The following is a 26,519-nucleotide window of genomic DNA, read 5'->3' on the forward strand; positions in this document are numbered from 1 at the left end:
GAAGCTCTCTTAGAGCTAACGAGGCGATATCGAGGTCATTAAAAATTATTACATCTTTGCGCACTGATTACTAGTGTATGGAAAAAATTGTATTCGAATACTTCGGTATAGTTATGATGGAGCCTATGGCCCTTTTGTTTAATTGGTTAATTGCGATTCAATGTTTTATATATGCCAAACGAATTAAGCAATTTGATTTGGATACAGAATTTGCAAAAGGGTGGTACCGGTTCTTTCTGTTTTTCGGTTTTTCGACTGCTTTTGGGGGGCTTTCACATTTCTTTTTTCATTACACAGGTATGATTGGTAAGCTTCCAAGCTGGTCATTTGCTGTATTAATGATTACTTATTTAGAACTGGCAGTAAGCGATAGCACTGATAAAAAGGACATACTGAAAAAAGTGATATGGGTAAGCAGTCTTTTTTTATTCGTTTTGATGATTATGCAGTTAGATTTTTTGTGGGTGTCCATACATACTGCCATTGGCCTACTTTTTTTCTTAGGCCTTATAAGCTTGGTTACTGTTCGAAAGGGAGATGATAGATGGAAAGAATATCTCTATGGTGTATTTTTTATGTTTTTGACCTTACCATTTGTTGCAGGAAAAATAGATCCACACATATGGTTTAATAGGCACGATGTTAGTCATCTGCTGATGATGGTTGCATTGTTCTTTTTTGAAAAATCAACGATAAGAATATTGAAGAGCGAATCTAGTAGAGTGTCTTAGCTCTTTTACTTGATAGAGATCAATGACTATTATCACTAAGTTTATCTTTCTAATATTAAGATTAATTTTTACTGCATACAATTATGTAATTGAATAGTTCTGCGAAGTGTATTCTTTGTAGAATTTTCTTCTGGGCTTTTTGCTTATAAAAGGTATCGGATTTTGTGTTTTTTTTTATTTTTAAGAATTAATCCTAACTATCGATAAGTAGAGCATATGAAGCAATACGTACTGGCGTTAGATCAAGGTACCACAAGTTCGAGAGCGATTCTTTTCGACCAGAATGCTAAGATGATTGGCATGGCACAAGCCGAAGTCAAGCAAATTATTCCTGAGCAAGGCTGGTTAGAGAATGATCCAAAACGTTTGTTTAAGGTACTTATTGATTTGATCTATGAAGTAGTGAAAACTACTAAAATCAACATTTCTCAAATTTCAACAATTGGTATTACTAACCAGCGTGAGACTGTTGTAGTATGGGATAAAAACTCAGGTAAGCCTGTATACAATGCTATTTCATGGCAAGATACTCGTACAGCAAATTTTTGTGACGAGTTAAAGGGTTCAACAAACGGTTCAAGAATTAGAAAAAAAACAGGACTTGTTATTGATCCTTATTTTTCAGCCTCCAAGATCAAATGGATTTTGGACAATGTCTCTGGAGCCAGAAAAAAAGCTGAAAATGGTGAACTATTATGTGGAACTATCGATACTTGGATTATCTGGAACTTAACCAATAGAGATTCTCACATCACTGATTTTAGCAATGCGTCGAGAACTATGTTATTTAATATTACAGAACTGACATGGGATCATGATTTGCTGGATCTATTTGATATTCCAAGGGAAATGCTCCCAGACGTTACTCATTCTGGATATTATTTTGGAGATGCTCATCTAAATGGAGCTACCATACAAATAACAGGAGTTGCTGGAGATCAGCAAGCATCACTTTTTGGGCAAGGCTGTTTCAATCCAGGAGATGTAAAAAATACTTACGGTACTGGCTGTTTCATATTGATGAATACCGGTGAAGAGCCTCAATTTTCAAATAATGGTCTTTTAACTACTATTGCATGGGGTCTTAATGGCACTATTGAGTATGCCCTTGAAGGTAGTATTTTCATAGCTGGTGCTTCTGTTCAATGGTTAAGAGATGGGTTAAAAATGATTAATTCCGTAGAAGAGACGGAATATTATGCTAATCGTTCAAATAGAGACAATGGTGTTTATGTAGTTCCGTCATTCAATGGATTAGGTGCTCCGTTTTGGGATATGTACGCCCGAGGTGGGATATTTGGGTTAACAGCAGAAAGTACAAATAATGATATAATAAAAGGTACACTTGACTCTATGGCATACCAAACCAAAGATGTCCTAGGAGCAATGGTTGCAGACTCCAATTTGAAAATCAATACATTGAATGTGGATGGAGGTGCATCTGTGAACAATTATTTGATGCAGTTTCAGTCCGATATTATGAATGTTGACGTTAGAAGACCTAAGAATATCGAGTCTACAGCGATAGGTGCTGCATTGATTGCAGGTATTACCGCAGGGATTTGGAAAAAAGATACAGTAATAAGTAAAATCAGTGTAGACAAAGTATTCAAACCAAAAATGGATGAATATACTAGAGATGAATTGTATACTGGCTGGCATAATGCAGTAAAACGCTGTATGAACTGGGCGAAGGTTACACATTCTGTCTAGCTCTTCTTAAATTAGGACTCAATTATGCTTGAGTCAAACCCTACACTATCAAGAAAAGCTAAACTGGAGCAGCTTAGCAAAGAATATTTTGATCTGATCATTATCGGAGGAGGCATTACAGGTGCAGGTATTGCATTGGATGCGGTTTCAAGAGGACTAAAAGTTGCTCTTTTCGAAAAAAATGATTTTGCATCTGGTACTAGTAGTAAATCCACTAAGCTGATTCACGGCGGACTTCGTTATCTCAAGCAGTATGAATTTTCTTTGGTAAGAGAAGTAGGTAAAGAGAGGGCTACGGTTCATAAAATTGCTACTCACCTTGTTCGTCCAGAAAAGATGCTGCTTCCACTAATTAAAGGAGGTAATTATGGAAAGATTATTACTTCTGTTGGATTAATGGTATACGACGTACTTGCAGATGTAAGCAATGAAGACCAACGAAAGATGTTAACTGTGGATGAAACCATAGAGATCGAACCATTGCTAGATGAGGATAGACTTGAGGGGGGTGGACTTTATTCTGAATATCAAACGGATGATTTTAGGTTAGTCATTGAGCTAATCAAAAAGGCCGAACAAATGGGTGTTGTGGTAATGAACTATGCTCCGTTTGTAAACTTTCTAGAAAAAGCGGGTTCTATTTGCGGAGTAGAGATTGAAGATCTTAATGGTAATGAGACTATTAAAGTTTATAGTGACTTTGTGATCAATTCTACTGGCCCATGGGCAGATGAAGTTCGAAGTACGCAAGAGCATATAGAAGGAAAACATTTACATCTTACGAAAGGTGTCCATATTGTAGTACCTCATCAAAAATTACCTGTAAAACAATCTGTGTATTTTGATGTACCTGATGGACGAATGATGTTCGCTATACCTAGACATAAAGTAACTTATATAGGTACAACCGATACAGATTTCACAGGCAATCCAGATGAAGTAAGAACAACTGAGGATGATGTTTATTATATTTTGGATTCTGTCAATAACAATTTTCCTACTGCTGAATTAAAATTAGAAGATGTTCTTTCTTCTTGGGCAGGTGTTCGTCCATTGATAGAGGAAGAAGGTAAATCAGCATCTGAAATTTCTAGAAAAGATGAAATCTTTGTTTCCGATAAAGGACTTATCACTATTGCTGGAGGTAAGTTGACAGGTTATCGAAAAATGGCAAAACGTGCTGTGGATCAACTAATGGATATTCGCAGTGATTCACATTCGATTACCAAAGAGATTAAAAGCAAAACAAAAAAAATAAGAATTCCTGGTAATGATTTTAAATCTTACAAGTCTGTAAAAAAGTATAAAATTAAATTATTGAAGCAGTTTTCAGATATAAATCCAGATATCATTGATTATTTAGTTGACTTATATGGGAGTCAAGCTGAGAGTATTTTGCAGGGGTCAAAACCTTCATTGATTTTATCAGAAGTGGATTTTTGTATCAGGAATGAAATGGTTTTACATTTAGTAGACTTCTATATATACAGGACAGGTAGATTATTTTTTGATGTAAAAAGTATAGAAGAAACTTTAACCGAAGTAGCTGACTATATGGCACTAGTATTTGAATGGACAAATACTGAAAAACAGCATGAAATTTCAACTCTTGAAAAAGAGATTAGATTAGCTACTGTGTTTTCTTAACAATATAATAGCATTTACTTTTTTTAGATCTTTCCTAGTGTTTTTGTGATTGTGAATACCAGCTTTAAATTTGAAGCTTGCTAACGGTATAACATTATGTCCCAAAAACTAATCTCATGGAATGTCAATGGCATTCGTGCAGCTATTAAGAAAGGTTTTCACGATTCCCTTTCTGAATTAGACCCAGATATTATCTGCCTTCAAGAGACCAAAGCTCAAGATGATCAAGTCATCGAGGCACTAGGAGAGATTCCCTATCATGTGTATGTTAATAGTGCAATAAAAAAAGGGTACAGTGGTACTGCTATTTTGACCAAGGAAAAAGCAATCAGTGTATCTAAAGGAATAGGAATTGAAGAACATGATCAAGAAGGTAGAGTGCTTACCGTTGAATTTGAGAAGTATTATTTTGTAGGAGTATATGTCCCCAATTCTAGTCAAGGCTTAAAGAGACTTCCCTATAGAGAGACTTGGGACGTAGCATTTAAAAACTACCTTAAGAACTTGGAAGAAAAGAAGCCTGTTATAGTATGTGGTGATTTTAATGTTGCTCATCAGGAAATAGATATAGCTAGGCCTAAGTCCAACTATAACAAGACTGCTGGATATACTCAAAAAGAGATTGATGGAATGACTAATTTCTTGGAAGCGGGATTTATAGACACTTTTAGAAAGTTGTACCCGGAAGAAGTGGCGTATAGTTGGTGGAGTTATCGAGCAGGTGCTCGTGAAAAAAACATAGGTTGGAGACTTGACTATTTTTTAGTTTCTGAAGTATTCATGGATCAAGTCCAAGATTCTACCATACTTCCAGACTATATGGAGTCTGATCATTGTCCTATTTGCTTACAAATTAGCTAAGATGAAATTATTACGCACTTATATATTTCTCGCATTAGTACTACTGACCATTCAATGTTGTAATACAAAAAGTAAGGAAGTGATAAATAATATAGATATACAAGGTCACCGTGGAGCAAGAGGGTTGATGCCTGAAAATACCATTCCAGCTTTTGTTAAAGCTCTAGAGCTTGGAGTCACCACTTTGGAGTTGGATCTCGCGGTAACTAAAGATAGTCAGTTGGTAGTTTCTCATGAACCATATATGGGATATAAAATATCAACAGATAGCCTTGGAAATGAGATTACCGAAGAAGATGAACTAGAACATAATATCTATCAAATGACTTATGATCAAGTTCAGAAATATGATGTTGGTTTGAAGTTTCATTCATCATTTCCTGATCAGGAAAAAATGAAGGTAAACAAGCCTCTATTATTAGACTTGGTACGTACTGTGAATGAATATTCGGCAAAGAACGGAATTGAAAATATTCGATATAACATTGAAATAAAGAGCAAGTCAAGTGGTGATGATTTATATCACCCAACCCCAGAAGTGTTTAGCAAATTAGTCTATGATTTCATAGAAGAACATATGGATAAAAAGCTTCTGAATATACAATCGTTTGATTTTCGAGTTCTTAAATATTTTCGTGAAAATTATCCTGAGATTGAGCTTGCAGTACTAATAGACAATAATGTTTCAATAGATCAAAATATTGATAGCTTAGGATTCATTCCAGAGATTTATAGTTGCTATTACAAATTATTAGATGGTGATAAAGTAAAATACCTTCAGATGAAAGGATTGAAGGTAATACCTTGGACTGTTAATAATCAGGAGGACATCGAAGAAGTTTTACAGTGGGGAGTTGACGGTATTATTTCTGATTACCCCAATAGAGTAATTGACTTCATTTCAAATTAAGTTTGTTAAGAATCTTAACTGATACGTCAAAAACAAAAGACATGAGTATACCGAGTCTCAGCGACATTAAAAGAGCACATACCCGAATTTATCCATATGTAGTAAATACACCTGTGATTACTTCACGCACGATAAATGAGCTTGTGGATGGGGAAGTCTTCTTCAAGTGTGAAAATTTGCAGAAGGTGGGAGCTGTAGAAATGAGAGGTGTTGCTAATTATGTGTTTTCCACTCGTTCAGACTTGCGAAAAAATGGTTTTGCTACGCATTCTTCTGGTAATCATGCGCAAGCTGTGGCAAAGGCAGCTGCTCTGGCTGGCGTCAAGGCGTATATTGTGATGCCTCAAGATGCCCCTCCTGTGAAAATTGCTGCAGTAAGAGGCTATGGTGCAGAGCTAACACTCTGTGAACCAAATGAGGCAGCAAGGAAAGAAGCATGTGATAAAATCGTGAAGGAGACAGGTGCTATTCAGATTCATGGATATGATGATCCTATAATTATTGCTGGAAATGCTACAGCGGGTAAAGAGTTGATCGAAGAAGAACCAGATTTAGATTTCGTGCTCTGTCCAGTAGGTGGAGGTGGTATGGCAGCAGGGACTACTTTGATTACACATTATGTAAGTCCATCAACTAAAGTCATTTTAGCAGAACCAGAAAATGTAAATGATGCTTACTTGTCTTTTCAATCTGGAGAAAGGCAAACATTGCCTGTTGACCATAAACCAACTGTCGCTGACGGTTTGCAAATTTCAATAGGTGAACTGAATTTTGAAATAATCAAAAAATACGCCGATTCCATCGAGACTGTATCTGAAGAGGAAATTATTTCAGCTATGAGATTTGTATGGGAGCGGATGAAAATGGTGATAGAGCCATCAGCCGCAGTACCAGTAGCATTGTTGTTGAAAAACAAAGAGCAATTTACAGGTAAGAAAACAGGAGTAATTCTAGTAGGTGGTAATGTTCAAGTGGACAACCTTCCATTCTAATCTCACCCGTATATCTCATTGAGAACACCTGCAAGACGAACGCCTGCTCTTAGTAAGCGTTCGTTTAATGTGGAAATATTGTCATAGATGTACCGGTAGGATAATTTTTTGTTTTCAGGGATGTTGTACACTTGTGATCTCAGATCTTTTCCTTCTAGTGCCCATTTTAAAACATCTTCGGATTGCCATTTTTGGATTTGCTCCTTGGTAGGGTGATTGATCCATTCACTGTATTCAGTATACGATAGTTTTTGGTGATCTATCATATCAGTATCCCAAACTCTGTGCAAATTAGTTTCTTTCCACATGAACTCGACCTCAACTGTGTTACCACCTTTGTCTTGACCATTTCCTACATGTAGAGGCTGGTGAATATCTGCAATCAGATGAACTAGATATTTAAGGTTTTCTAATTCACTTTCATATGTAAATTCTTTCGATTTGAGTTCAGAAGTGATTCGGATAATTTGTTGGATAACATCACTTTTTTCTGGAATACCAGCTTCTTCATATGACTGTTCATCTGGAATAGTACAATAGTGCCAAGGCGCCATATAGTTCATATTTGGATCGGATCGAACAAAGTCCATGTAATTGCCTATAAGTCCGAGCGGCTCATTATGAAGTACTTTTTTTATGTTCTTTTTGGCCTTAGGAGTAAGGTGCTCAAAAGCAATCTGTCCAACAACTCTATGACCAGTTTGCCCCCACCCAAAAGCTGTAGTAGATAACAGAAGAAGAATTAGTGTTTGGAAAGGCTTCATCTATAAAATTTTAATAGTATGCTTATTCTAGAACCCCAAATTTATAAATACTCTCAGAGTAGTACTTTTCTCCTGGATCTAGTCTAGCACTAGGAAAACTAGGTTCGTTAGGACTGTTCGGGAATTTCTGTGTTTCGAGACAAATAGCTTCTCTAAACTCATAAGTTTGCCCGTTTTTTCCGATGGTATTGGATAAAAAGTTTCCTGTATAAACATGCAAACCGGGTTCATTAGTATAAACTTCCATGACACGACCGCTAGTAGGTTCAATCAACTTTCCAGCATAGTGTGTCTGTCCATCGAATTCATTTAGAACAAAGGTATGATCATAGCCCTTACCTCTTGCAAGCTGTTCGTTTTCACTATTAATTTTCTCACCGATAAGCTTTGGAGTAATAAAATCGAAAGGTGTTCCAGTTACATTTTCAGGCTCTCCTAGAGGAATAGAATTGGGGTCTATAGGTAGATACGACTTTGCATTTACCTCGAGGAGATGATTGGTGATTTGTCCTCTGCCAGCACCCTTAAGATTAAAGAAAGAATGCTGGGTGAGGTTGACGATAGTACTTGCATCAGTAGTGGCTGAGAATTCGGTTTTAAACTGGTTATCGTTGGTAAGAGTGTATTTACAAGTTACCCTAAGATTTCCAGGATACCCTTCTTCACCATCTCGTGACAAATAGCTTAAAATGACAGAGTTGAAAGTAGTTTTTTCAATATCCCACATAACAGCACAAAAGCCTTTTTTGCCACCATGTGAATGATTTGGACCACTATTGACAGCAAGTTGGTAAGTTGTACTATCAAGTGTAAATTTTCCTCCTTTGACTCTATTTGCATATCTACCTATACTAGCTCCAAAGTAAGCCATACGAGTAGAAGCGTCTTCAATATTTTCAAAACCAGTAACAATATCCGAGAAATTACCTTCTCTGTCTGGCACAAAAAGAGACATGACTTTGGCTCCATAGTTTGTGACTTGCATTACTAAGCCGTTTTTATTTGTAAGAGTGATAAGTTGGGTTTCCTTTCCGTCAATAGTGGCTTGGAACTCTTCAGGAGCAAGTAGGTCAAGATTAGATGAAGTATTTTTTTGTTGACAACTCAAGAATAAGGTTGCAAATATCGAAATAGAAAACAGCGACATGGTCGAGTTCATTAAGAAATGGTTTTTAGTTCTAATGGCAAAATAGCAGGAATTTGACAATCCTTCCAATAAACCAACAATTACACTGTACAACTTGTATAGTTTCCGATTGATTCGTTGAATTGGTGTTATATAATCTCATTTAGTATTTCCGAAGTTCATATATAGAATTGAAATTCTAAAAGACGGAACTGTGACTAATGACTTCTGATTAGCTTTGCAGGAAATTTTACAGATTCGATCATGAACGAAAGATACATGCAGAGAGGCGTATCTGCCTCTAAAGAAGATGTCCATAATGCTATCAAAAATATTGATAAGGGTGTATTCCCAAGTGCTTTTTGCAAAATCGTACCTGATATGCTCGGAGGTAACGATGATTATTGCAATATTATGCATGCAGATGGTGCAGGTACTAAATCTTCTCTTGCATACATGTACTGGAAAGAAACTGGAGACCTTAGCGTATGGAAAGGTATCGCTCAAGATGCTGTCATCATGAATACGGATGACCTTCTATGTGTAGGAGCAACAGACAATATACTTCTTTCTTCTACCATCGGTCGAAATAAAAACCTTATTCCAGGTGAAGTATTAACAGCTCTAATCGAGGGAACAGAAGAAGTTCTACAGATGCTTAGTGACAATGGTGTCGATATAAAATCCACTGGTGGAGAAACTGCCGATTTAGGTGATTTAGTAAGAACCGTAGTAGTTGATAGTACGGTCATTGGGAGAATGACGAGAGCTGATGTGATTTCCAATGATAAAATTCAAGGTGGAAATGTAATTGTTGGTTTAGCATCTTATGGTCAAGCTAACTATGAATCTGAGTACAACGGAGGTATGGGTAGCAATGGATTGACATCGGCAAGACATGATGTATTTGCCAAAAAGTACATGGAAAAATATCCAGAGTGTTTTGACCCAGGAGTACCTACTGAATTGATTTATTCTGGTACTAAGGATCTTTTAGACTCTGTTGAAGGATCTCCTTTAGATGCTGGAAAATTAGTTCTATCCCCTACTAGAACATATGCACCGATCATTAAGAAGATATTGGAAAATTATAGATCTCAGATTAATGGAATGGTTCATTGTAGCGGGGGCGCACAAACTAAAGTCCTTCACTTTGTAGAAGACGTTCATGTAATCAAGGACAATCTTTTTGAAATCCCTCCTCTGTTCAAATTGATTCATCAGGAAAGCGGTACAGATTGGAAAGAAATGTACAAAGTATTTAACATGGGGCACAGAATGGAGCTATACGTCCCTGAAAATATCGCTAAAGACTTGATAGAAATATCAGAGTCGTTTGGAGTGAGTGCTCAGATAATAGGTAGAGTAGAATCATCAGAGACAACTAAAGCTACCATTACTTCTGAAAAAGGGACATTTGAGTACTTGAAATAACCTTATACTTTCTATAAAGTAGAAACCTCTAATCTTGATGTTCAGATTGGAGGTTTCTTTTTGTATGAAATTCCTCTTTGAAATCTAAAAGCATACTTTCAAATCTAGATTATATAGAATCCATAAGATAACTACATTAAATAGTACATCTGAACAGTTCAACAATAGATTTTAATAGATCTCTCAAACGAACTTTATAAAGTCCTACACTTTGCTAGGCCAGCATGATTGATTGAAACATGAATGCAGTCCAGTGGATGGGTAGAATACAAACAAATTTTTTGGTAGTAGTTGCTGACTTTAAACCCATGGAAAATCTCTTATTTTCTCGTCGACTGTATTATTCCAAAAAAGATATTTTTTAGACTAAGTCAGCTGGATTATTACGCGAAAATTCTTTTTTACTTCAAGTCAGCCGGATTATTCAATTTGAAAATTTTGAGGGCTTCTCGTCAACTGAATTATTGAAGAAAAGATTTTTTTAGACCAAATCAGCTGGATTACTCTGCGAAAATTCTTTTTTACTTCAAGTCAGTCGGATTATTCAATTTGAAAATTTTGAGAGCTTCTCGTAGACTGGATTATTGAAAAAAAGATATTTTTTGGAATAATCCAGCTGAAGCTCTCTACGAAAATTCTTTTTTGCTTCAATTCAGCTGGATTACTCAATCTGAATATTTTACGATTTTTAATTCATTGTCTTTGGAGAAAAAAATGATTTCAGGCCCTCAGACTACCAGATCAGGAAAAAAATCTTTTAGATAAAGACTTAAGACGTGGCTTCTGAGAAAGAATCTCCTCGACCTAAGGGTTGGGGAATTAAACCTAATGGGCTATCTCCTTGAGATTAAAATTTCAATCCAATTTTCAAACTCCAAGCTCTCATTTTTGCTGTCAAATCGTCCTCAGGAGCATTTTCTTCCTTGATTACATTTACTAATCCTAGGTCATAAAATACTCCTCCATAAATAATAGTATTTACTCCTGCCCCGTATTCCAAACCAGCTCCGCCAGTAAAGGAAAAGTCAAAGAACTGAAACTTATCGACTAGTTCATTATCATCTTCAAGCTTTTCATTGTAAAGCATTATTTCTCCCATGAAACCGATTTGGAAATAAGCCTTCAAATCTGGCTGAATCTCACTTGTAAACAGTTTAAGAGTCGCTGGAAGTTGTAAATATTGGATCTTATACTCTTCTGCGATTACAGTTCCATCAGCGTTTTCAGCTTTTAGAGAAAGTCTTTTAGGAGAGTAAATTAAACCTGTGCTAAATGCATAAGTATCGGACATCATAAAGTCGAATTCAAGTCCAAATTTTGATAAGAAAGTAGCTCCATCACTATCGACAGATGTAGTCTCTCCATTATACTTTACTTGTCCATACGAAAATTCTGGGGCAGCCATCAAACCAATTCTTAATTGGGCTTGGCTATAAATTGCACAAATGATTAAAGTGGCGGTGAGGATAAATTTCTTCATGAGTCTAAAATAAATACTTTTGTCTCGCAGTTTTTCAATTGCGCAAATCTAAAACCCCAAACTTTGAAGTTGTCATATATCACTCAGTTTTTAGCAGTTATTACAGGAATAGTAGTATGGTCCTGTGGATCGGATTCCTGTGAAGTCAATGATAAATATCAGTCTATTCCAATCGATATACCAGTAGAAAGGCTTGAAGAACAAACAAGAAATTTTAAGACAGTGGATGATGTCCTTTTGTTCTTGAATAGGAACAGGACAATGGCTGACTTTTTCTTGGATGCCAAGCAATACCCTAATGATCAGATATTAGCCAAGCGAATGCTGCCTCTTTTTCAAGAGCCATCCATAGATACTCTGACTAATGAAGCCTTGGAGTACTTCAAAGACTTAGATGTTTATGTCAAACAACTTGAGCATGCTTATCAATTCGTGAAGTATCATTATCCTGAGACAAAAGTCCCACGACTACAGACTATGGTATCAGGATTGTACAATGATTTATACATATCAGATTCGTTGATCGTTGTTGGTTTGGATTACCTTATTGGAATGAACGGATCTTTTCATCCTAACAACATTCCGAAATATATGGTAAGAAGATATATGCGAGAAAGCATGGCTCCGATAATTATGAGTTTCGTATCGAATGAATTTAACCAGATTGATCAGAAACATGGAACCCTGCTCGCAGATATGGTAAATATTGGTAAATCATATTATTTCGTGAAGCAATCCATGCCCTGTATTCCTGATTCATTGATCATAGGTTATACATCTGAAGAAATGAGACTAGCTAAAAGTAATCAGGAAGTCATCTGGGCCAATTTTATTGAGAACGAACTTTTGTATGAGACTGATCACTTTATGAAAAACAAATTCGTAGGTGAAGCACCTAATGTATTTGAGATCAGTGAGAAATGCCCAGGAAGAATAGGAGCTTGGATTGGATGGCAAATCGTAAATAAATATATGGAAGAAAATGATGTGACTATTCAAGAACTGATGGCTGAAACGGATGCGCATAAAATCTTCCAAATGTCAAAATACAAGCCTAAAAACACTCGATAGTGACTAGACAAAGGATATAAAACCTTGAGAAAAAAGGGGGTGATATATCTTCATCGAGAATACCCTAATATAGATATCTCTAGCTTTCTACTTTAGTATTTGTTAGAGTGACAGATGAGTCACTAGACGGTCAATATTAGCATCAATAAATTTTTATGTTCATCACAATTCAAAAACTTAAGAAATACTCAGCTTATGCTATGTGCAGTTTAGCTTTATTAACTGCTTGTAGTCCTAAAAAAGCTGAAGTCGCTTTGGACGAAGAGACTAAACCTGTCTACGAACCAAACTGGGAATCTATAAAAGCTAACTACAAAGACCCTGAATGGTTCAATAAACAGAAATTTGGGATATTTATTCATTGGGGAGCGTATACTGTACCCGCTTTTGGGTCAGAATGGTATCCAAGATTAATGTATATGGATACGGCTACCTTTACTGCTCAGCTTGATCACCAACAGGATGGCCCTCATAAAGTTCATAGTCACCACAAAGAGAACTGGGGAGACCCAAAAGAGTTTGGATACAAGGATTTTATACCAATGTTCAAAGCTGAAAAGTGGGATCCTGAAGCTTGGATAGACCTTTTCCAAAAAGCTGGAGCTAAATACGTTATTCCTGTAGCAGACCACCATGATGGTTTTGCGATGTATAAGTCGAATACGACAAGATGGAACTCATTTGATATGGGTCCCAAACGTGACGTCCTTGGAGAACTGTTTAAAGCTGGACGTGAGAAAGGTATGATCATGGGTACGTCATCACACTTTGCCTTCAACTGGTCATTTTATAATAAAAAGGATCACTTCGATACCGTTGATCCAGAATATGCAGATTTGTACAGTTCCAAAGGAAAGGATCTTTTGGAGCCAGTTTCTCAGAAATTTTTGGACAGATGGTGGGAAAGAACGATTGACGTTATTGACAACTATCAGCCAGATATTTTTTGGTTAGATTTTTACGTAGATATTCCTGATTTCGAGTCGGTAAGACCAAGATTGGCTGCTTACTATTACAATAAAGGAATTGAATGGAACAAAGAAGTTGTACTACAGGACAAGAACTTTAGCCATGAAGCTTTTCCAGAGGGAACAGTAATCTATGATCTTGAAAGAGGGAAATTACCTGGTATTCGTAAGCTTCCTTGGCAAACAGATACTTCTATTGGTAAGAATTCTTGGAGTTACGTAACTAATTGGAAGTCTAAAACAGCAAACTCTCTTATCGATGACTTAATAGATATCGTGAGTAAAAATGGCAACCTTCTTCTAAATGTAGGTCCAAAAGCTGATGGTACTATTCCTGAGGATCAAGAGGAGATTTTATTACAAATCGGATCATGGTTGGATACGAACGGTGAAGCTATCTATGATACGAAGTATTGGAATATTTTTGGTGAAGGGCCTACTGAAGTGAAGAAAGGTCACCACTCTGAAGGTGGTAATAAAGGTATGACTGCAGAAGATATAAGATTCACTACCAAAGAAAACACACTTTACGCTATAGCTATGGATTGGCCAGAAAATAGCAAAATGGTTATTAAGTCATTGGCTAAGGGATCAGAATACGAACTTAAGGAAATCAAAGACATAAAACTATTAGGTAGTGATGCTAAACTGAGCTGGGAAATAACAGAAGCCGGTCTTGAAATTCAATTACCAGCAGAGAAAATTGGAGACTTTGCTCACTCAGTAGCTATCTCCATGTAAAAACAATATTGTAATTCATTTAACAAAGACCAGATGCATATAGTGTCTGGTCTTTTTTTGATGTTAACCTTTTCCCTTCTCGGATTTGAACAAAATATCAATAGAAGATCTTAAGCTAAATATCTATCGTCACGTAATATTTTAAAATAAAAAACCCAGCACTTTTCAGTACTGGGCTAAACAAATTTTAACTAGAAAACTGCTATGCAGCTTTTTTAAGACCTTCTCTTTTAACAGAGACTTCTAGTCTCTTAATATGAATCATTCCTAATTTGTCAAGGACCCACATGATTACATAAGTAGGATCTATTTCGTGCCATCTTACACCTCCGAAATTAGCTCTGTTACCATGCTTATGGTGATTATTATGGTAGCTTTCTCCCATCATGAGGAAATCTACTGGCAGCATATTTTTACTAGTATCTCCAACTTTATAGTTCACATATCCATATATATGTGCAAACCAATTAATGATTGCGCCATGAATAGGGGCCATTAAGAAAGCTATTGGAAGAGCCAACCATTGCCACCAAGCTGTAGCATATGTATAGAAAAACCATGTGTAGAATACTCCCCAACCTATTCTTGAAACCCAAGACCTAGCGAACTTATCAAACCAATGCCACTCAGGAACATCTTTTGTAAACCTTTCTTCAATCCCTTCAACTTCTTTGTTGGTGATAGAAGAGTATATAGTCTTAGTTCTCCACATCATAGAAAATAAAGATTTATCATATTTAGGAGAATGGACATCTTTTTCAGTGTCAGCATATGCGTGGTGCATTCTGTGCATGATACCATAACCGTATGCGCTTAGGTAATTTGAACCTTGAAATATCCAAGTTCCTATAAAACAGATTTTTTCACCAAATTTCGACATAGTGAAAGACTGATGAGCAGCATAGCGATGAAGGAAAAAAGTCTGGAAGAACAGACCCACGTACCACAAAACCAGCATTAATATTAATATTTCCATGTTTTTTAATTGTTGCCTAACCCTAAGACAAGTAGTGTAGAATATTGTGACAATTGTGGGCAAAAAAATTTCAATTAGTTCTGAACTGACCTCTTTTGGATCACGTATCAATATCTTTGCGCTTTAAAAAAACATTGCAGAATGGCGAAAGCTCCAGATTCAACTGATGTTACCAACATCGACCAATTAGATCCCAAAGAGTATATTATTGTCAAAGGCGCAAGAGTCAATAATCTTAAGGACTTGAGTGTCGCTATTCCAAGAAACAAATTAGTAGTGATTACAGGTCTGTCAGGCTCTGGCAAATCTTCATTGGCGTTTGATACATTATTTGCAGAAGGACAGAGAAAGTATGTAGAAAGCCTTTCATCCTATGCTCGGCAGTTCTTAGGTAGGATGGAAAAACCAGAGGTCGATTATATCAAAGGAATTTCTCCTGCTGTAGCCATTGAGCAAAAAGTCAATACCAGAAACCCACGTTCTACCGTAGGTACGACTACTGAGATATACGACTATATGAAGTTGCTTTTCGCAAGAGTAGGAAAGACAATTTCTCCAATCTCTGGAAAGGAGGTTAAAAAAGACTCCGTGACGTCAGTCGTTAATGCAATCAATACTCAAGAAAACGGCACAAAATTGATGATAGCAGCCCCTCTGGTACTTCATGACGGTAGAGGAGTAGAAGAAGAAATTAATATTCTCCTGAGTAAAGGTTTTACCAGAGTTTTAATTGAGGAAGAAGTGCAGTATTTGGAGGATTTAGATGCTCAAAAACTAACTTTTGACCAGATCGAAATCCTTATCGATAGAGTCGCAGTAAATGATGAGGATGAAGATACAATCTTTAGGATAGGAGATTCAGTACAAACTGCTTTTTTTGAAGGTGATGGAAATTGTCATGTTCACTATCGAGGAGGAGACGTTGTAAAATATTCAGATAAATTCGAACTAGATGGGGTAGAGTTTGAAGAACCATCTGTCAATTTATTTAGCTTCAATAATCCATATGGTGCTTGTCGTAGGTGTGAAGGTTTTGGAAAAGTATTAGGGATTGATCCAGATCTAGTAATCGCAGATCGCAACCTATCTGTTTTTGAAAATGCTATTGTGCCGTGGAGAAGTGAGAACATGAGGAAATGGATCCAGCCGCTAATTGATATGGCATTGGATATAGATTTTCCAATTCATCGTCCGATAAAAGATCTTACCGAAGAACAGTATGATTTACTATGGAATGGCCATAAGCACTTTGAAGGAATTAACGCTTATTTCAAGTTTATAGAAAGCCAACTTCATAAGATACAATACAGAGTTATGCTCTCTAGATATCGGGGAAAAACAACATGCCCAGATTGTAAAGGAACTCGGTTAAGAAAAGACGCAAACTATGTCAAAATCAATGACAAGTCCATAACTGACATTGTTTTAATGCCCATTAATAAAGCTATTGCGTTTTTTGATGAGCTTCAGTTATCAGATTTTGATAAAAAAGTAGCCGATCGACTTCTTAAGGAAATAAAAAACCGACTTCGGTATATGCAAGAAGTAGGTCTTGGTTATTTAACATTAAATCGATTGACCTCAACACTCTCTGGAGGAGAGTATCAGCGTATAAAACTTGCAACATCGTTGGGAAGTGCTCTCGTAGGGTCTATGTATATATTAGATGAACCAAGTATTGGTTTACACCCAAGAGATACCGCTAGATTGGGAAATGTTCTCAACACTCTAAGAAATGTTGGCAATACTGTCATAGTAGTAGAACACGAGGAAGAGGTTATGAGGCGTGCAGACCAGATAATTGATATTGGGCCAGCAGCTGGAATGCATGGAGGAAACTTAGTTTTTCAGGGTGACTGGGACAAAATACTAAAAGAAAAGGATTCCATTACTGCTAGATTTCTGAACGGAAAAGAATTCATACCTATTCCCGAAAATAGACGCCAATGGTCAAAGTCGATTAAAATTTTAGGTGCACGAGAAAATAATCTTAAAAGAATTGATGTAGAAATCCCTCTGGGAGTTTTAACCAGTGTCACTGGTGTTAGTGGATCTGGTAAGTCAACACTGATAAGAAAAATATTCTATCCAGCACTAGGAAAGATGCATGGAGTCACTGGTGAAGAAACTGGAAAATTTAGTGAGTTAGACGGTGATTATAAAATAATAGATAGGTTGGAGATGATTGATCAAAACCCTCTGGGTAGAAGTTCAAGATCTAATCCCGTTACCTATGTCAAAGCTTATGATCCTATTAGATCCTTATTTGCGGATCAAGTTATGGCTAAGCAACGAGGTTTAAAGCCAGCTCATTTCTCGTTTAATGTTGAAGGTGGCCGCTGTGAAACTTGTCAAGGAGAAGGAGAAGTTAAAATTGAAATGCAATTTATGGCTGATCTCCACTTGACTTGTGATGAATGTAAAGGAAAGCGGTTTAAAGAAGAAATACTTGAGGTTACCTATAAAGACAAGAGTATTAGCGATGTTTTGGAAATGACAATTGAAGAGAGTTTAGAGTTCTTTTCAGACCAAAAATCAATCGTCAATAAGCTCAAACCACTGGATGATGTAGGCCTTGGTTACGTTCAATTAGGTCAAAGTTCCAATTCCTTGTCAGGTGGGGAAGCTCAGCGAGTTAAACTTGCTTCTTTTCTGGGAAGAGGAGCAGTAGCTCAGAGAGAGCATATTCTTTTCATCTTCGATGAACCTACTACGGGTCTCCATTTTAAGGATATTGAAAAGTTACTAGCTTCAATAAATGCCTTAGTATATCAAGGAAACACTGTAGTTATTATTGAACATAACATGGAAATCATTAAATCGTCCGACTGGATTATTGACCTTGGGCCTGATGGTGGTGATCAAGGCGGTAAACTGTGTTTTGCAGGATTACCAGAAGATATGGTTAAGCTAAATGATAATCACACTGCTAGATTTTTGAAAGAGAAGCTGTCTTGATAAAACTGTAATTGAGAGGAGCTTTTTAGATTTCTATCGAGTTTACAACGAGTTTACGAGCCAAGATAATTTCTAGCATACCGAAGGGTCTTTTTTCTTCACAGTTCTCATCGAATGATCCTTCATTTGATTCTATGGGAAAAGTGTATAGAATATTACCGTCAGGAAGTGTTTGCACAGAAGGACTCATAAGTATATTATTTTCCTCTGAATATTGATATGCTTCAAATAGAGCTTTGGATTCCTTGTTGGCGAATGAAGAGGCTAAAGTGTCATAATATATTTTTAGGTCAGAAAACGAGATAGAATCAATGGCCTGATCATAGTTGCAAAATAATACAGCAAGTTCTTTTACCTGATTACCATATTTCAAACCAAGCTTTTCTCCAAAGATTAATATTTCTGTGGTACTTACTTTTTTAATTTCTTGAGTCTTGATGATTTGATTGACATTTGTTTTTTCCTTGTCATAAAATGCTGAACAACTAGCTATAAATGTTGAAAGAAGCACCCAACCGAAAAATCTAACCATAGTCTGATTTTTTTTAAAAGTGTAAAGTTAGCACGTTACTAGGCATAATGCATATATTCCATGGACCTGATAAAATTATGAATCCACCAATACTTTAAGGGCAGTTAGGAAATAATTTTCCAAATGCTTAACTTGTAGCGTTAAAAACTTAAATTATTTGAATAATGAATATGATTAACAGACTATTCGCAACAACACTTATTTTATCAGCATTCTTTTTTGCATCATGTGATTCGTCAGGTGATGATGGAGGGTCAGGAGAATGTAATTTCTCTGAAGTCGATCCTTTAGGCAAAGCATTGACTGAAGCTATTACTAATTACACAACAGAAGATACACCTACAAACTGTAACGCGTTGAAAGAGGCATTGTCTAAATTCAATGCTGTAACAATACAGTCTGAAGGTTGTTCCGATGCAGAAAAGGCAACTATTGAAGGTTACAAAACGGCAGCTGCAGGAGTAACGCTTCCAGACGAATGTCCGACAAAGTAATTACTTTTTAAATATTTTAAAAACCCATCTCGATATATCGAGATGGGTTTTTTATGTCAATCCTTCTGGGAAATTTCTTTCTGAATATCTAATTTAATATAGCTATGTTCAGTTGTGAGCCGGAAGAGATAAACCCAAATATTTTAGGAAGAGATTTTCCTGTTTTAGTGACTGGAGGTGCTGGTTTTATGGCGTCTTGGCTAGTTAAGTATCTACTAGAAGATGGTTATAAAGTTAGAATTACAGTTCGTCATATCAATAATGAAGATAGCTATAAACACCTTCAAAAAATAGCTGAAAGAAGTAAAGGTAGTTTAGAGGTATTCCAAGCAGATTTACTTGATCCTGAAGCTTTCAATGCTTGTATTACTGGGTGTAACATTGTTTTTCATACTGCTTCTCCGTATAAAGTTCATAACATTCGAAGTCCGCAAAAAGAACTAATAGATCCATCACTAGACGGCACAAGGAATGTAATAAGTGCAGTAAATAAGGCACACTCGGTGAAGAAGGTAGTTTTGACGAGTGCCATTTCTGCAATATATGGAGATGCAACTGACTGCATTGGAGTAAAAGATGAAACTTTTACCGAAAACTATTGGAACAAATCAAGCAACTTAAATTATCAACCACTTGGCTTTGCCAAAACAGTCGCAGAACGTGAAGCATGGAAGTTGCATGATGAACAGAATCGATGGAAATTAGTCGTATTAAACCCTTCACTATTCTTAGGACCCTCGCTTACCTTTAAAAGTAAGTCAGGTAGTTTTGATTTTATTCGAAAAATAGCCGACGGCACATATAAAAATGGAGTTCCAAATATAAAGGTTGGTCTAGTAGATGTAAGAGATGTCGCACAAGCCCATATTTTCGCAGCTCAAGATGAATATGCTATAGGACGGTTTATGATTGTGAATGAGGTGAAGTCTATATTGGAAATTGCTAAAGTGTTAGATCAATATTTTGGAGAAAGTTTTAATTTTCCCAGAAAGCTTTTATCCACTAGAATGCTGTATTTCTTAGGTTTTGCACAAGGCTATTCTAGAAGGTTCGTTGTAAACAATGTCGACAAAGACCTAAAATTTGACAATACCAAGAGTCGTCATGAGTTGGGTGTCTATTATAAACCCGTCAATGAAGCTATTATCGAAATGCTCAAATACATCTTGGAAAATAATATGCTCAAGTAGCTTATTTTTCAATTAATCTTCTATGGTAACTAATTTGCCCTAAGTGATAGTTGAGGTGGGCAATTAGATGAAATAAAAAGTATTCATTAGTCATAGGTTTCCCGAATACTTCTATTGGATAAATATCTTCCCCTAATTTCTCATCGTATTGATCGAAGCCAAGTTTAATCGCATCTTTAGTAAACTCAACCTCTTGAATTAACAATTCCCTATGAATATCTCTAGAACCAAACTCTTGCTCTCTATCCCTAATGTAACCACTTTGACCTATTATAGCTCCAACGAAATGTTGTAAATTACCACAAAGGTGTAGACACAAATTTCCAGCAGAGTTGTTTACTTGGTTCTCAACGATCCATAAGTTTTTTTCGTCTTTATAAGATTTTATTTCCTCGATAAGACGATCTAGATCTCTGAGATAGAGAGCTTTTAAGTTGGCTTTGTTCATATTAAGTGGGAGCGTTAATATAATTTAAGAATTCCTTCCTAGAGGTTTCTTCCTTAAATTTCCCACTAAAATGTGAAGTTCCCGTTCTGCTATTGGTATCATTTACTCCGCGTGAAGCTACACACATATGTACGGCATCTATTACTACCGCCACATCGTCAGTATCTAAAATTTGTTTTAGCTCATTAGCAATTTGAACAGTTAATCTTTCCTGAACTTGAGGCCTTTTAGCGTAATACTGAACAATACGGTTTATTTTAGAAAGACCTATCACCTTACCGCTAGAAATATAAGCTACATGTGCTTTTCCATAGATTGGAACAAAATGATGCTCACAATTGGAATAAAAAGTAATGTTCTTTTCTACCAACATTTGATCGTAGTCGTATTTATTATCAAATAACTTGACCACGGGTTTATTTGCAGGGTTTAACCCACTAAAAACTTCTTTAACATACATCTTGGCGACTCTATGAGGCGTACCGCTAAGACTATCATCTGATAAGTCAAGACCCAATATCTGCATGATTTCTCTAAAATGCTTTGAGATCAATTCCATTTTAAGGTCGTCATCCATTTCAAAAGCATCAGCCCTTAAAGGTGTGTCAAAAGAGGATCCTATATGATCCATATCCTCCATTATTTCATACGGGATACTCGACGTAGTTTCTTTCTGTTTCATACAACTTGATTTTCAGTTCAATTTCACTTTGTATCTCAGCTCTTAATAAGTTGTAGATGACTACGGCTATATTTTCAGCTGTTGGGTTGAGTTCTTTGAATTCTTCAGTATCTAAATTTAGGTTTTTGTGGTCAAATCGATCAAGAATTTTTTCTTTAATCAAATCACTAAGAACCTTTAGGTCAAATACATATCCAGTATCAGGATCTATATCTCCTATTAAACATACCTCCAGATTATAGTTGTGGCCATGATAGTATGCATTGTTACATTTACCAAAAACTTCTTCATTCTTTTGATCTGACCAGTCTGGATTGTGCAGACGGTGAGCAGCATTGAAGTGCTCTAGCCGATAAACTGCTGTTTTCAAATCTTTACTGTTTAACTATTTATATAAGTAATAAAACGAGACGCTTTATACGGTGCAAGTTTACGGTATAATTCATTATTTGTTTTAACAAGGTAATTTTTCGAACCTTATTTATGCGGATTCTCGTAACTTATTTGACATTTCGTGATGGATAATGGATATTTCTTAATTTACGAAAGTTTTACCATAGCCCCTTTTTAGTGTGGATTTTGAAGAAATTAAAAATGCGATTATACAATATCAGAATGACGGAAAGAGACTATTCACAACTTCCTCTTTTCAAACTCATAGTATTGTTATGCTGCACATATTGAGTAGAATTGATAAATCCATTCCCATATATTGTTTGAATACAGGTTTTTTATTTCCCGAAACTATTCAATTCAAAGATTCTCTAGCAGAAAATTGGGGGTTAACAATTATGGACGTCAAGCCAGACGTGCCTAAGAGTTTGCAAAAAGATAGCGAAGGAAAATTGCTATTTGCTTCTGATCCTGATAGATGTTGTTTTTACAATAAAGTTCAACCAATGGACAAATTATTATCGGATTACGATGTATGGGTCAACGGTATTCGAAAAGATCAAAATGCTAATCGAGCAAAAATGAAAGTAGAGGTCCCTTCTAAATTTGGCACTATTCGATTCCATCCTATGTTAGAATGGACCAACAAAATGATATATGACTATATCAAAGAATACAATTTGCTGAAGCACCCTCTCGAACCTCAAGGATATACGAGTATAGGCTGTGAGCCTTGCACGCGCAAACCCTCATTAGAAATGATGGAACGTGAGGCAAGGTGGTATGGAATGAACAAAACAGAGTGTGGGCTACACACTGAATTAGTCGCGAAATAAAGAATAATCTATGAATGTATTAGTAACTGGTGGTGCAGGATATATTGGCACTCGGTTGATAAAAAGTCTGTGTGCCAATAAAAGTGTCAAAAGCATTCTAGTATATGATAACCTTCTTCGTGGAAACTATAATATGTTTTTGGGAGATAAATATATCCACCCCGAAGGATTAAAATTTGTAAAAGGTGATTTGCTTGATTCCAGAAGTCTAAAAAAAGCGCTACAGGGAATCGATGTAGTTTATCATTTAGCTGCAAAGGCAACGTCACCATTTGCTAATGTAAATTTGCATTTCTATGAGCAAATCAATAACTGGGGTACAGCTGAGTTAAGTTACGCCATTGAGGAATCTGACTCGGTTAAGAAGGTAATCTATCTCAGCAGTATGGGAGTTTATGGTTTTTCGAACGATGAACTGACTGAAGATTCACCAGTCAATCCTTCTTCATTTTATGCGATTTCTAAACAACGAGGAGAGGAACACATCCAAAGGCTGGATAAAAAGTTTAATCCTATTATTCTTCGATGTGGCAATGTCTATGGCTATGGTAGAAGTATGCGATTTGATGCCGTCATTAATAAATTTGTTTTCGAGGCTAATTTTAGTGGAAGAATACAGATTAATGGAAGTGGTAATCAGAAAAGAGCTTTTATTCATATTAACGCTATTGGAGAAATATTAAATAAAATAACGACTACGGAGGTTCCTATCGGCGACTACAATATTGCCGAAAGAAATATGTCTGTTCTGGATATTGTGGATGTGCTAAAAGAGCTAAAACCGGACCTTGAATTTTTATTTATAAACCAACAAACAGAGCTTCAACAGCAAATGGTTAGTATGGATCAAAAATTAAAAAAGTACATTTCTTACGGTGATACAGAGTCACATTTCAAATCCGAACTAATCGAGTTCTTAAATAGTTTTTCATATTAAAAGAACTCAAACTTTATTAAGAACTAATGTTTTTAAAACAGTAGAGGAAGGTAAGAGGTCAAATTTTCGCGACATAATTGTTAAAACCTGACTTTTGTCATTGTTATGCCTAGGACCATTTGGTATTTTTGATTACACTCAATAGTATAAAGTCATGCAAAATAAGTCTATAGAATCTCTTATCGATGAAGATGTAGTTTACGCTAAAGTACTAGAACAACTTGGTGTTGAATTTTATGAATCGAGAGATAAAACTTTGGCAGAAATTACTAAAGAAAACAATATTAATCTCGACAATCTATTAACGATTTTAGAAGAGTCTAATAGTCGAAAGTCAAGAGAGTACTTAGACCTTAGAAAATATCCTATTCGATTGATTGTAGCTTATCTCAAACATTCACATCAGATTTTCATAAAAGATACTCTGTCCTACATTTTGAAGAAAGTAGCAGAAGTTGAAAACTCAGAGGATCAGAATCTTGTACAGGATTTAAAGATGATTCTTCCTATGTTCATAGAGGATTTTATTCATCATATTTATGAGGAAGAGGATAGATTATTTACCTATTTGAGTGATTTAGAAAAATTTGTAAATGGTAAATTGAATACCACCATGATGCAAACACGAATGGACAAGTTTTCTGTACAGGAATTTGCTTTATATCATAACGATTCAGATACTGAAATGAAAGGTATTCGTGATATTACTAATAACTATAGTACCGAAGGAATATCTGATCCAACGCTTCGCCTTTTAATTATTGCATTGAGACAGTTTGATGAAGATTTAGTTAGACATGCTAACATTGAAAATGACATCTTATTTGCTAAAGGACTGATAATCGAAAAAGAAGCTATTAAATTGCTTGATTCAAAAGTCGGACTTAATTAATGGGAAGAATTCTCGCCATAGACTATGGCAAAAAAAGGACAGGGCTTGCAGTGACTGACCCTTTGCAAATTATATGTTCACCTTTAGACACTGTACCAACTAAAGAAGCCATATCATTTTTAAAATCATATAAGGATTCAGAAGGTATAGATGCTATAGTAATTGGTATGCCCAAAGACCTTATGAATAATGACACAGATAGCACTGCATCTGTGAGGTCTTTTATAAATTTGCTTGACAAGGAATTTCCTGGTCTTCCAATTCATCAAGTAGACGAACGCTTTACTAGCAAAATGGCAAAAAGCGCAATGCTTACAGGTGGGATGAAAAAAAGTGAACGCAGGAAAAAAGAAAATGTGGACAAGATAAGTGCTGCGATCATATTGCAGTCCTATTTAGATTCTATAGTATGATTTATCCAATAGTAATGTATGGCGACCCTGTATTAAAGAAGGTAGCCGTTGAGATAGAAGAGGGAGAAATGGATGTCAAACAACTAGCAGAGGATATGTTTGAAACAATGTATCAAGCTAGTGGAATAGGACTAGCAGCTCCTCAGATCGGCAAGTCAATTCGTATGTTCATAGTAGATGGTAGCCCCATTGAGGAAGAAGGTATGGAAGATTTTAAGAAAGTATTTATCAATCCTGAAATTGTATGGGAAGAAGGAGAAAAGTGGGCATTTGAAGAAGGGTGCTTGAGTATCCCAGGAGTCCGTGAAGATGTAATGCGACAACCAAAGCTTTGTATCAATTATTTAGATACAGATTTTGTAGAACACGAAGAGGAGTTTGATGGTATGAAAGCTAGAATCATCCAACATGAATTTGATCATATAGATGGGGTTCTATTTACTGATTATTTATCCCCCTTTAAGAAAAGAATTCTCAAAGGGAAACTTTCCAATATTAGCAAAGGAAAGTGCGATGCCGATTATAAAATCAAGGCACCTAAAAAATAATGATCGCTGATAACCTCAAGGTTGCCCTTGTCCAAACAGACATTTATTGGGAAAATGTAGAGGCTAATCTTAATGAACTGGAAGAGAAGTTATGGGCTTTGGAGGGAAATGTAGATTTAATAATCCTTCCGGAAACTTTCAATACAGGTTTTTCTATTAACAAATCGCTTGCTGAAGTTCCAGGACTTAAAACCCAAAGGTGGCTTCTACAGATAGCGTCTCAATACAAAGCGGTAATAGGAGGTAGTTATCTAGTAAATGACAAAGGGTTGATATACAACCGTTTCGTCTTTGCTTTTCCTGATGGAAGGATAGAATCTTATGATAAGAAGCACCTTTTTTCAATGATGGGTGAGGAAAAGATTTTTAAAGCTGGAACCCAAAAACTCATAGTAGAACATAAAGGTTGGAGGATTTGCCCAATGATTTGCTATGATCTTAGATTCCCGGAGTGGTCAAGAAATAAAATAATAGAAGGTGAATATGAATATGACCTTTTAGTATTTATTGCTAATTGGCCCTCTACAAGACAAAACGCCTGGGATAGTCTATTGACTGCTCGCGCAATTGAAAATCAAAGTTATGTTTTAGGAGTCAATAGAGTTGGTAGAGACTTAAATGGTCTAGATTATATGGGCCGAAGTCAAGTTGTTGATTATCAGGGAGAATATATACAATCTCCTTATCAAGAAACTAAGATTGCAATAGTAGAAATACAGAAACAAACACTGAATGACTTTCGTGGAAAATATCCTTTTTTAAAAGATGCTAGACTTTGACGA

General features: G+C 36.0%; 26 protein-coding genes. 18 read left to right on the forward strand and 8 right to left on the reverse strand.

What is annotated here, in order from left to right; all coding sequences use genetic code 11:
* Positions 1 to 77 precede the first annotated feature (77 nt).
* The 6 genes from DKG80_RS16140 (at position 78) to DKG80_RS16165 (ending at position 6,854) form a co-directional block, all read left to right on the forward strand.
* Entirely contained in the window at positions 78 to 731 is a 654-nt protein-coding gene (locus DKG80_RS16140) for a DUF6962 family protein (protein WP_109832409.1), read from the forward strand.
* Positions 732 to 947: 216 nt separating this feature from the next.
* On the forward strand, positions 948 to 2,444 hold the full coding sequence (gene glpK / locus DKG80_RS16145; protein WP_109832410.1) for a glycerol kinase GlpK: 1,497 nt from the start codon (positions 948 to 950) through the stop codon (positions 2,442 to 2,444).
* Positions 2,445 to 2,468: 24 nt separating this feature from the next.
* Positions 2,469 to 4,091 carry a glycerol-3-phosphate dehydrogenase/oxidase gene (locus DKG80_RS16150; RefSeq protein WP_109832411.1) on the forward strand — a complete coding sequence of 541 codons (1,623 nt, stop codon included), beginning with the start codon at positions 2,469 to 2,471 and terminating at the stop codon, positions 4,089 to 4,091.
* Between the two features lie 96 nt (positions 4,092 to 4,187).
* On the forward strand, positions 4,188 to 4,952 hold the full coding sequence (locus DKG80_RS16155) for an exodeoxyribonuclease III (RefSeq protein WP_109832412.1): 765 nt from the start codon (positions 4,188 to 4,190) through the stop codon (positions 4,950 to 4,952).
* Positions 4,953 to 5,031: 79 nt separating this feature from the next.
* On the forward strand, positions 5,032 to 5,862 hold the full coding sequence (locus DKG80_RS16160) for a glycerophosphodiester phosphodiesterase family protein (RefSeq protein ID WP_245907021.1): 831 nt from the start codon (positions 5,032 to 5,034) through the stop codon (positions 5,860 to 5,862).
* Positions 5,863 to 5,903: 41 nt separating this feature from the next.
* Positions 5,904 to 6,854 carry a threonine ammonia-lyase gene (locus DKG80_RS16165; protein ID WP_109832414.1) on the forward strand — a complete coding sequence of 317 codons (951 nt, stop codon included), beginning with the start codon at positions 5,904 to 5,906 and terminating at the stop codon, positions 6,852 to 6,854.
* Between the two features lie 2 nt (positions 6,855 to 6,856).
* Here the strand turns inward: DKG80_RS16165 and DKG80_RS16170 are convergent, their stop codons facing one another.
* Both DKG80_RS16170 and DKG80_RS16175 read right to left on the reverse strand, forming a co-directional pair.
* Positions 6,857 to 7,618, reverse strand: a complete 762-nt coding sequence (locus DKG80_RS16170; protein WP_109832415.1) for a S1/P1 nuclease — start codon at positions 7,616 to 7,618, stop codon at positions 6,857 to 6,859.
* Between the two features lie 22 nt (positions 7,619 to 7,640).
* Complete coding sequence (locus DKG80_RS16175; protein WP_221409146.1) at positions 7,641 to 8,777, reverse strand: aldose epimerase family protein; 1,137 nt, start codon at positions 8,775 to 8,777, stop codon at positions 7,641 to 7,643.
* A gap of 231 nt (positions 8,778 to 9,008) precedes the next feature.
* Between DKG80_RS16175 and DKG80_RS16180 the strand changes: the two genes are divergently transcribed.
* On the forward strand, positions 9,009 to 10,178 hold the full coding sequence (locus DKG80_RS16180; protein WP_109832416.1) for an AIR synthase related protein: 1,170 nt from the start codon (positions 9,009 to 9,011) through the stop codon (positions 10,176 to 10,178).
* A gap of 847 nt (positions 10,179 to 11,025) precedes the next feature.
* On the opposite strand, the gene DKG80_RS16185 is transcribed toward DKG80_RS16180, so the two are convergent.
* Complete coding sequence (locus tag DKG80_RS16185) at positions 11,026 to 11,658, reverse strand: outer membrane beta-barrel protein (RefSeq protein WP_109832417.1); 633 nt, start codon at positions 11,656 to 11,658, stop codon at positions 11,026 to 11,028.
* A gap of 63 nt (positions 11,659 to 11,721) precedes the next feature.
* On the opposite strand from DKG80_RS16185, the gene gldB reads away from it, so the two are divergent.
* Positions 11,722 to 12,729 carry a gliding motility lipoprotein GldB gene (gldB, locus tag DKG80_RS16190; protein WP_162555926.1) on the forward strand — a complete coding sequence of 336 codons (1,008 nt, stop codon included), beginning with the start codon at positions 11,722 to 11,724 and terminating at the stop codon, positions 12,727 to 12,729.
* 155 nt (positions 12,730 to 12,884) lie between these two features.
* Entirely contained in the window at positions 12,885 to 14,438 is a 1,554-nt protein-coding gene (locus DKG80_RS16195; RefSeq protein WP_245907022.1) for an alpha-L-fucosidase, read from the forward strand.
* Positions 14,439 to 14,640: 202 nt separating this feature from the next.
* On the opposite strand, the gene DKG80_RS16200 is transcribed toward DKG80_RS16195, so the two are convergent.
* Positions 14,641 to 15,414, reverse strand: a complete 774-nt coding sequence (locus DKG80_RS16200) for a fatty acid desaturase (RefSeq protein ID WP_109832419.1) — start codon at positions 15,412 to 15,414, stop codon at positions 14,641 to 14,643.
* Positions 15,415 to 15,555: 141 nt separating this feature from the next.
* On the opposite strand from DKG80_RS16200, the gene uvrA reads away from it, so the two are divergent.
* Positions 15,556 to 18,372 (forward strand): excinuclease ABC subunit UvrA, encoded by a 2,817-nt coding sequence (gene uvrA / locus DKG80_RS16205; RefSeq protein ID WP_109832420.1) that lies wholly within the window; start codon positions 15,556 to 15,558, stop codon positions 18,370 to 18,372.
* Between the two features lie 25 nt (positions 18,373 to 18,397).
* On the opposite strand, the gene DKG80_RS16210 is transcribed toward uvrA, so the two are convergent.
* Entirely contained in the window at positions 18,398 to 18,904 is a 507-nt protein-coding gene (locus DKG80_RS16210; RefSeq protein WP_109832421.1) for a hypothetical protein, read from the reverse strand.
* Between the two features lie 164 nt (positions 18,905 to 19,068).
* On the opposite strand from DKG80_RS16210, the gene DKG80_RS16215 reads away from it, so the two are divergent.
* Positions 19,069 to 19,398 (forward strand): hypothetical protein, encoded by a 330-nt coding sequence (locus tag DKG80_RS16215; RefSeq protein ID WP_109832422.1) that lies wholly within the window; start codon positions 19,069 to 19,071, stop codon positions 19,396 to 19,398.
* A 104-nt stretch (positions 19,399 to 19,502) separates the two neighbouring features.
* A complete protein-coding gene (locus tag DKG80_RS16220) occupies positions 19,503 to 20,588 on the forward strand; it encodes an NAD-dependent epimerase/dehydratase family protein (protein ID WP_109832423.1) in 1,086 nt (361 codons plus the stop codon).
* 1 nt (position 20,589) lies between these two features.
* On the opposite strand, the gene DKG80_RS16225 is transcribed toward DKG80_RS16220, so the two are convergent.
* Genes DKG80_RS16225 through DKG80_RS16235 form a run of 3 tightly spaced genes read right to left on the reverse strand, consistent with a single transcriptional unit; the run spans position 20,590 to position 22,088 of the window.
* A complete protein-coding gene (locus DKG80_RS16225; RefSeq protein ID WP_109832424.1) occupies positions 20,590 to 21,036 on the reverse strand; it encodes a DinB family protein in 447 nt (148 codons plus the stop codon).
* Position 21,037: 1 nt separating this feature from the next.
* Positions 21,038 to 21,718 (reverse strand): GTP cyclohydrolase I FolE, encoded by a 681-nt coding sequence (gene folE / locus DKG80_RS16230; protein ID WP_109832425.1) that lies wholly within the window; start codon positions 21,716 to 21,718, stop codon positions 21,038 to 21,040.
* Complete coding sequence (locus DKG80_RS16235) at positions 21,681 to 22,088, reverse strand: 6-pyruvoyl trahydropterin synthase family protein (RefSeq protein WP_109832426.1); 408 nt, start codon at positions 22,086 to 22,088, stop codon at positions 21,681 to 21,683. Before DKG80_RS16235 ends, folE begins: the two co-directional genes overlap by 38 nt.
* Before the next feature lie 202 nt (positions 22,089 to 22,290).
* Here DKG80_RS16235 and DKG80_RS16240 point away from each other — a divergent pair, with 202 nt between their 5' ends.
* The 6 genes from DKG80_RS16240 (at position 22,291) to DKG80_RS16265 (ending at position 26,516) form a co-directional block, all read left to right on the forward strand.
* The gene (locus tag DKG80_RS16240) at positions 22,291 to 22,947 is read left to right on the forward strand and encodes a phosphoadenylyl-sulfate reductase (protein WP_109832427.1); all 657 of its coding nucleotides are present in this window, start codon (positions 22,291 to 22,293) and stop codon (positions 22,945 to 22,947) included.
* Between the two features lie 10 nt (positions 22,948 to 22,957).
* On the forward strand, positions 22,958 to 23,884 hold the full coding sequence (locus DKG80_RS16245) for an NAD-dependent epimerase/dehydratase family protein (protein ID WP_109832428.1): 927 nt from the start codon (positions 22,958 to 22,960) through the stop codon (positions 23,882 to 23,884).
* Between the two features lie 154 nt (positions 23,885 to 24,038).
* Positions 24,039 to 24,776 carry an iron-sulfur cluster repair di-iron protein gene (locus DKG80_RS16250; RefSeq protein ID WP_109832429.1) on the forward strand — a complete coding sequence of 246 codons (738 nt, stop codon included), beginning with the start codon at positions 24,039 to 24,041 and terminating at the stop codon, positions 24,774 to 24,776.
* Positions 24,776 to 25,189: a Holliday junction resolvase RuvX gene (gene ruvX, locus DKG80_RS16255; protein ID WP_109832430.1), complete on the forward strand. Its 414-nt coding sequence runs from the start codon at positions 24,776 to 24,778 to the stop codon at positions 25,187 to 25,189. Before DKG80_RS16250 ends, ruvX begins: the two co-directional genes overlap by 1 nt.
* Complete coding sequence (gene def, locus DKG80_RS16260; protein WP_109832431.1) at positions 25,186 to 25,737, forward strand: peptide deformylase; 552 nt, start codon at positions 25,186 to 25,188, stop codon at positions 25,735 to 25,737. The genes ruvX and def overlap by 4 nt, the downstream gene beginning before the upstream one ends.
* Complete coding sequence (locus tag DKG80_RS16265; protein ID WP_109832432.1) at positions 25,737 to 26,516, forward strand: nitrilase-related carbon-nitrogen hydrolase; 780 nt, start codon at positions 25,737 to 25,739, stop codon at positions 26,514 to 26,516. The genes def and DKG80_RS16265 overlap by 1 nt, the downstream gene beginning before the upstream one ends.
* Positions 26,517 to 26,519: the final 3 nt, after the last annotated feature.

Source organism: Reichenbachiella versicolor, assembly GCF_003171675.1.
In the GTDB taxonomy this organism is placed as follows: Bacteria; Bacteroidota; Bacteroidia; order Cytophagales; family Cyclobacteriaceae; genus Reichenbachiella; species Reichenbachiella versicolor.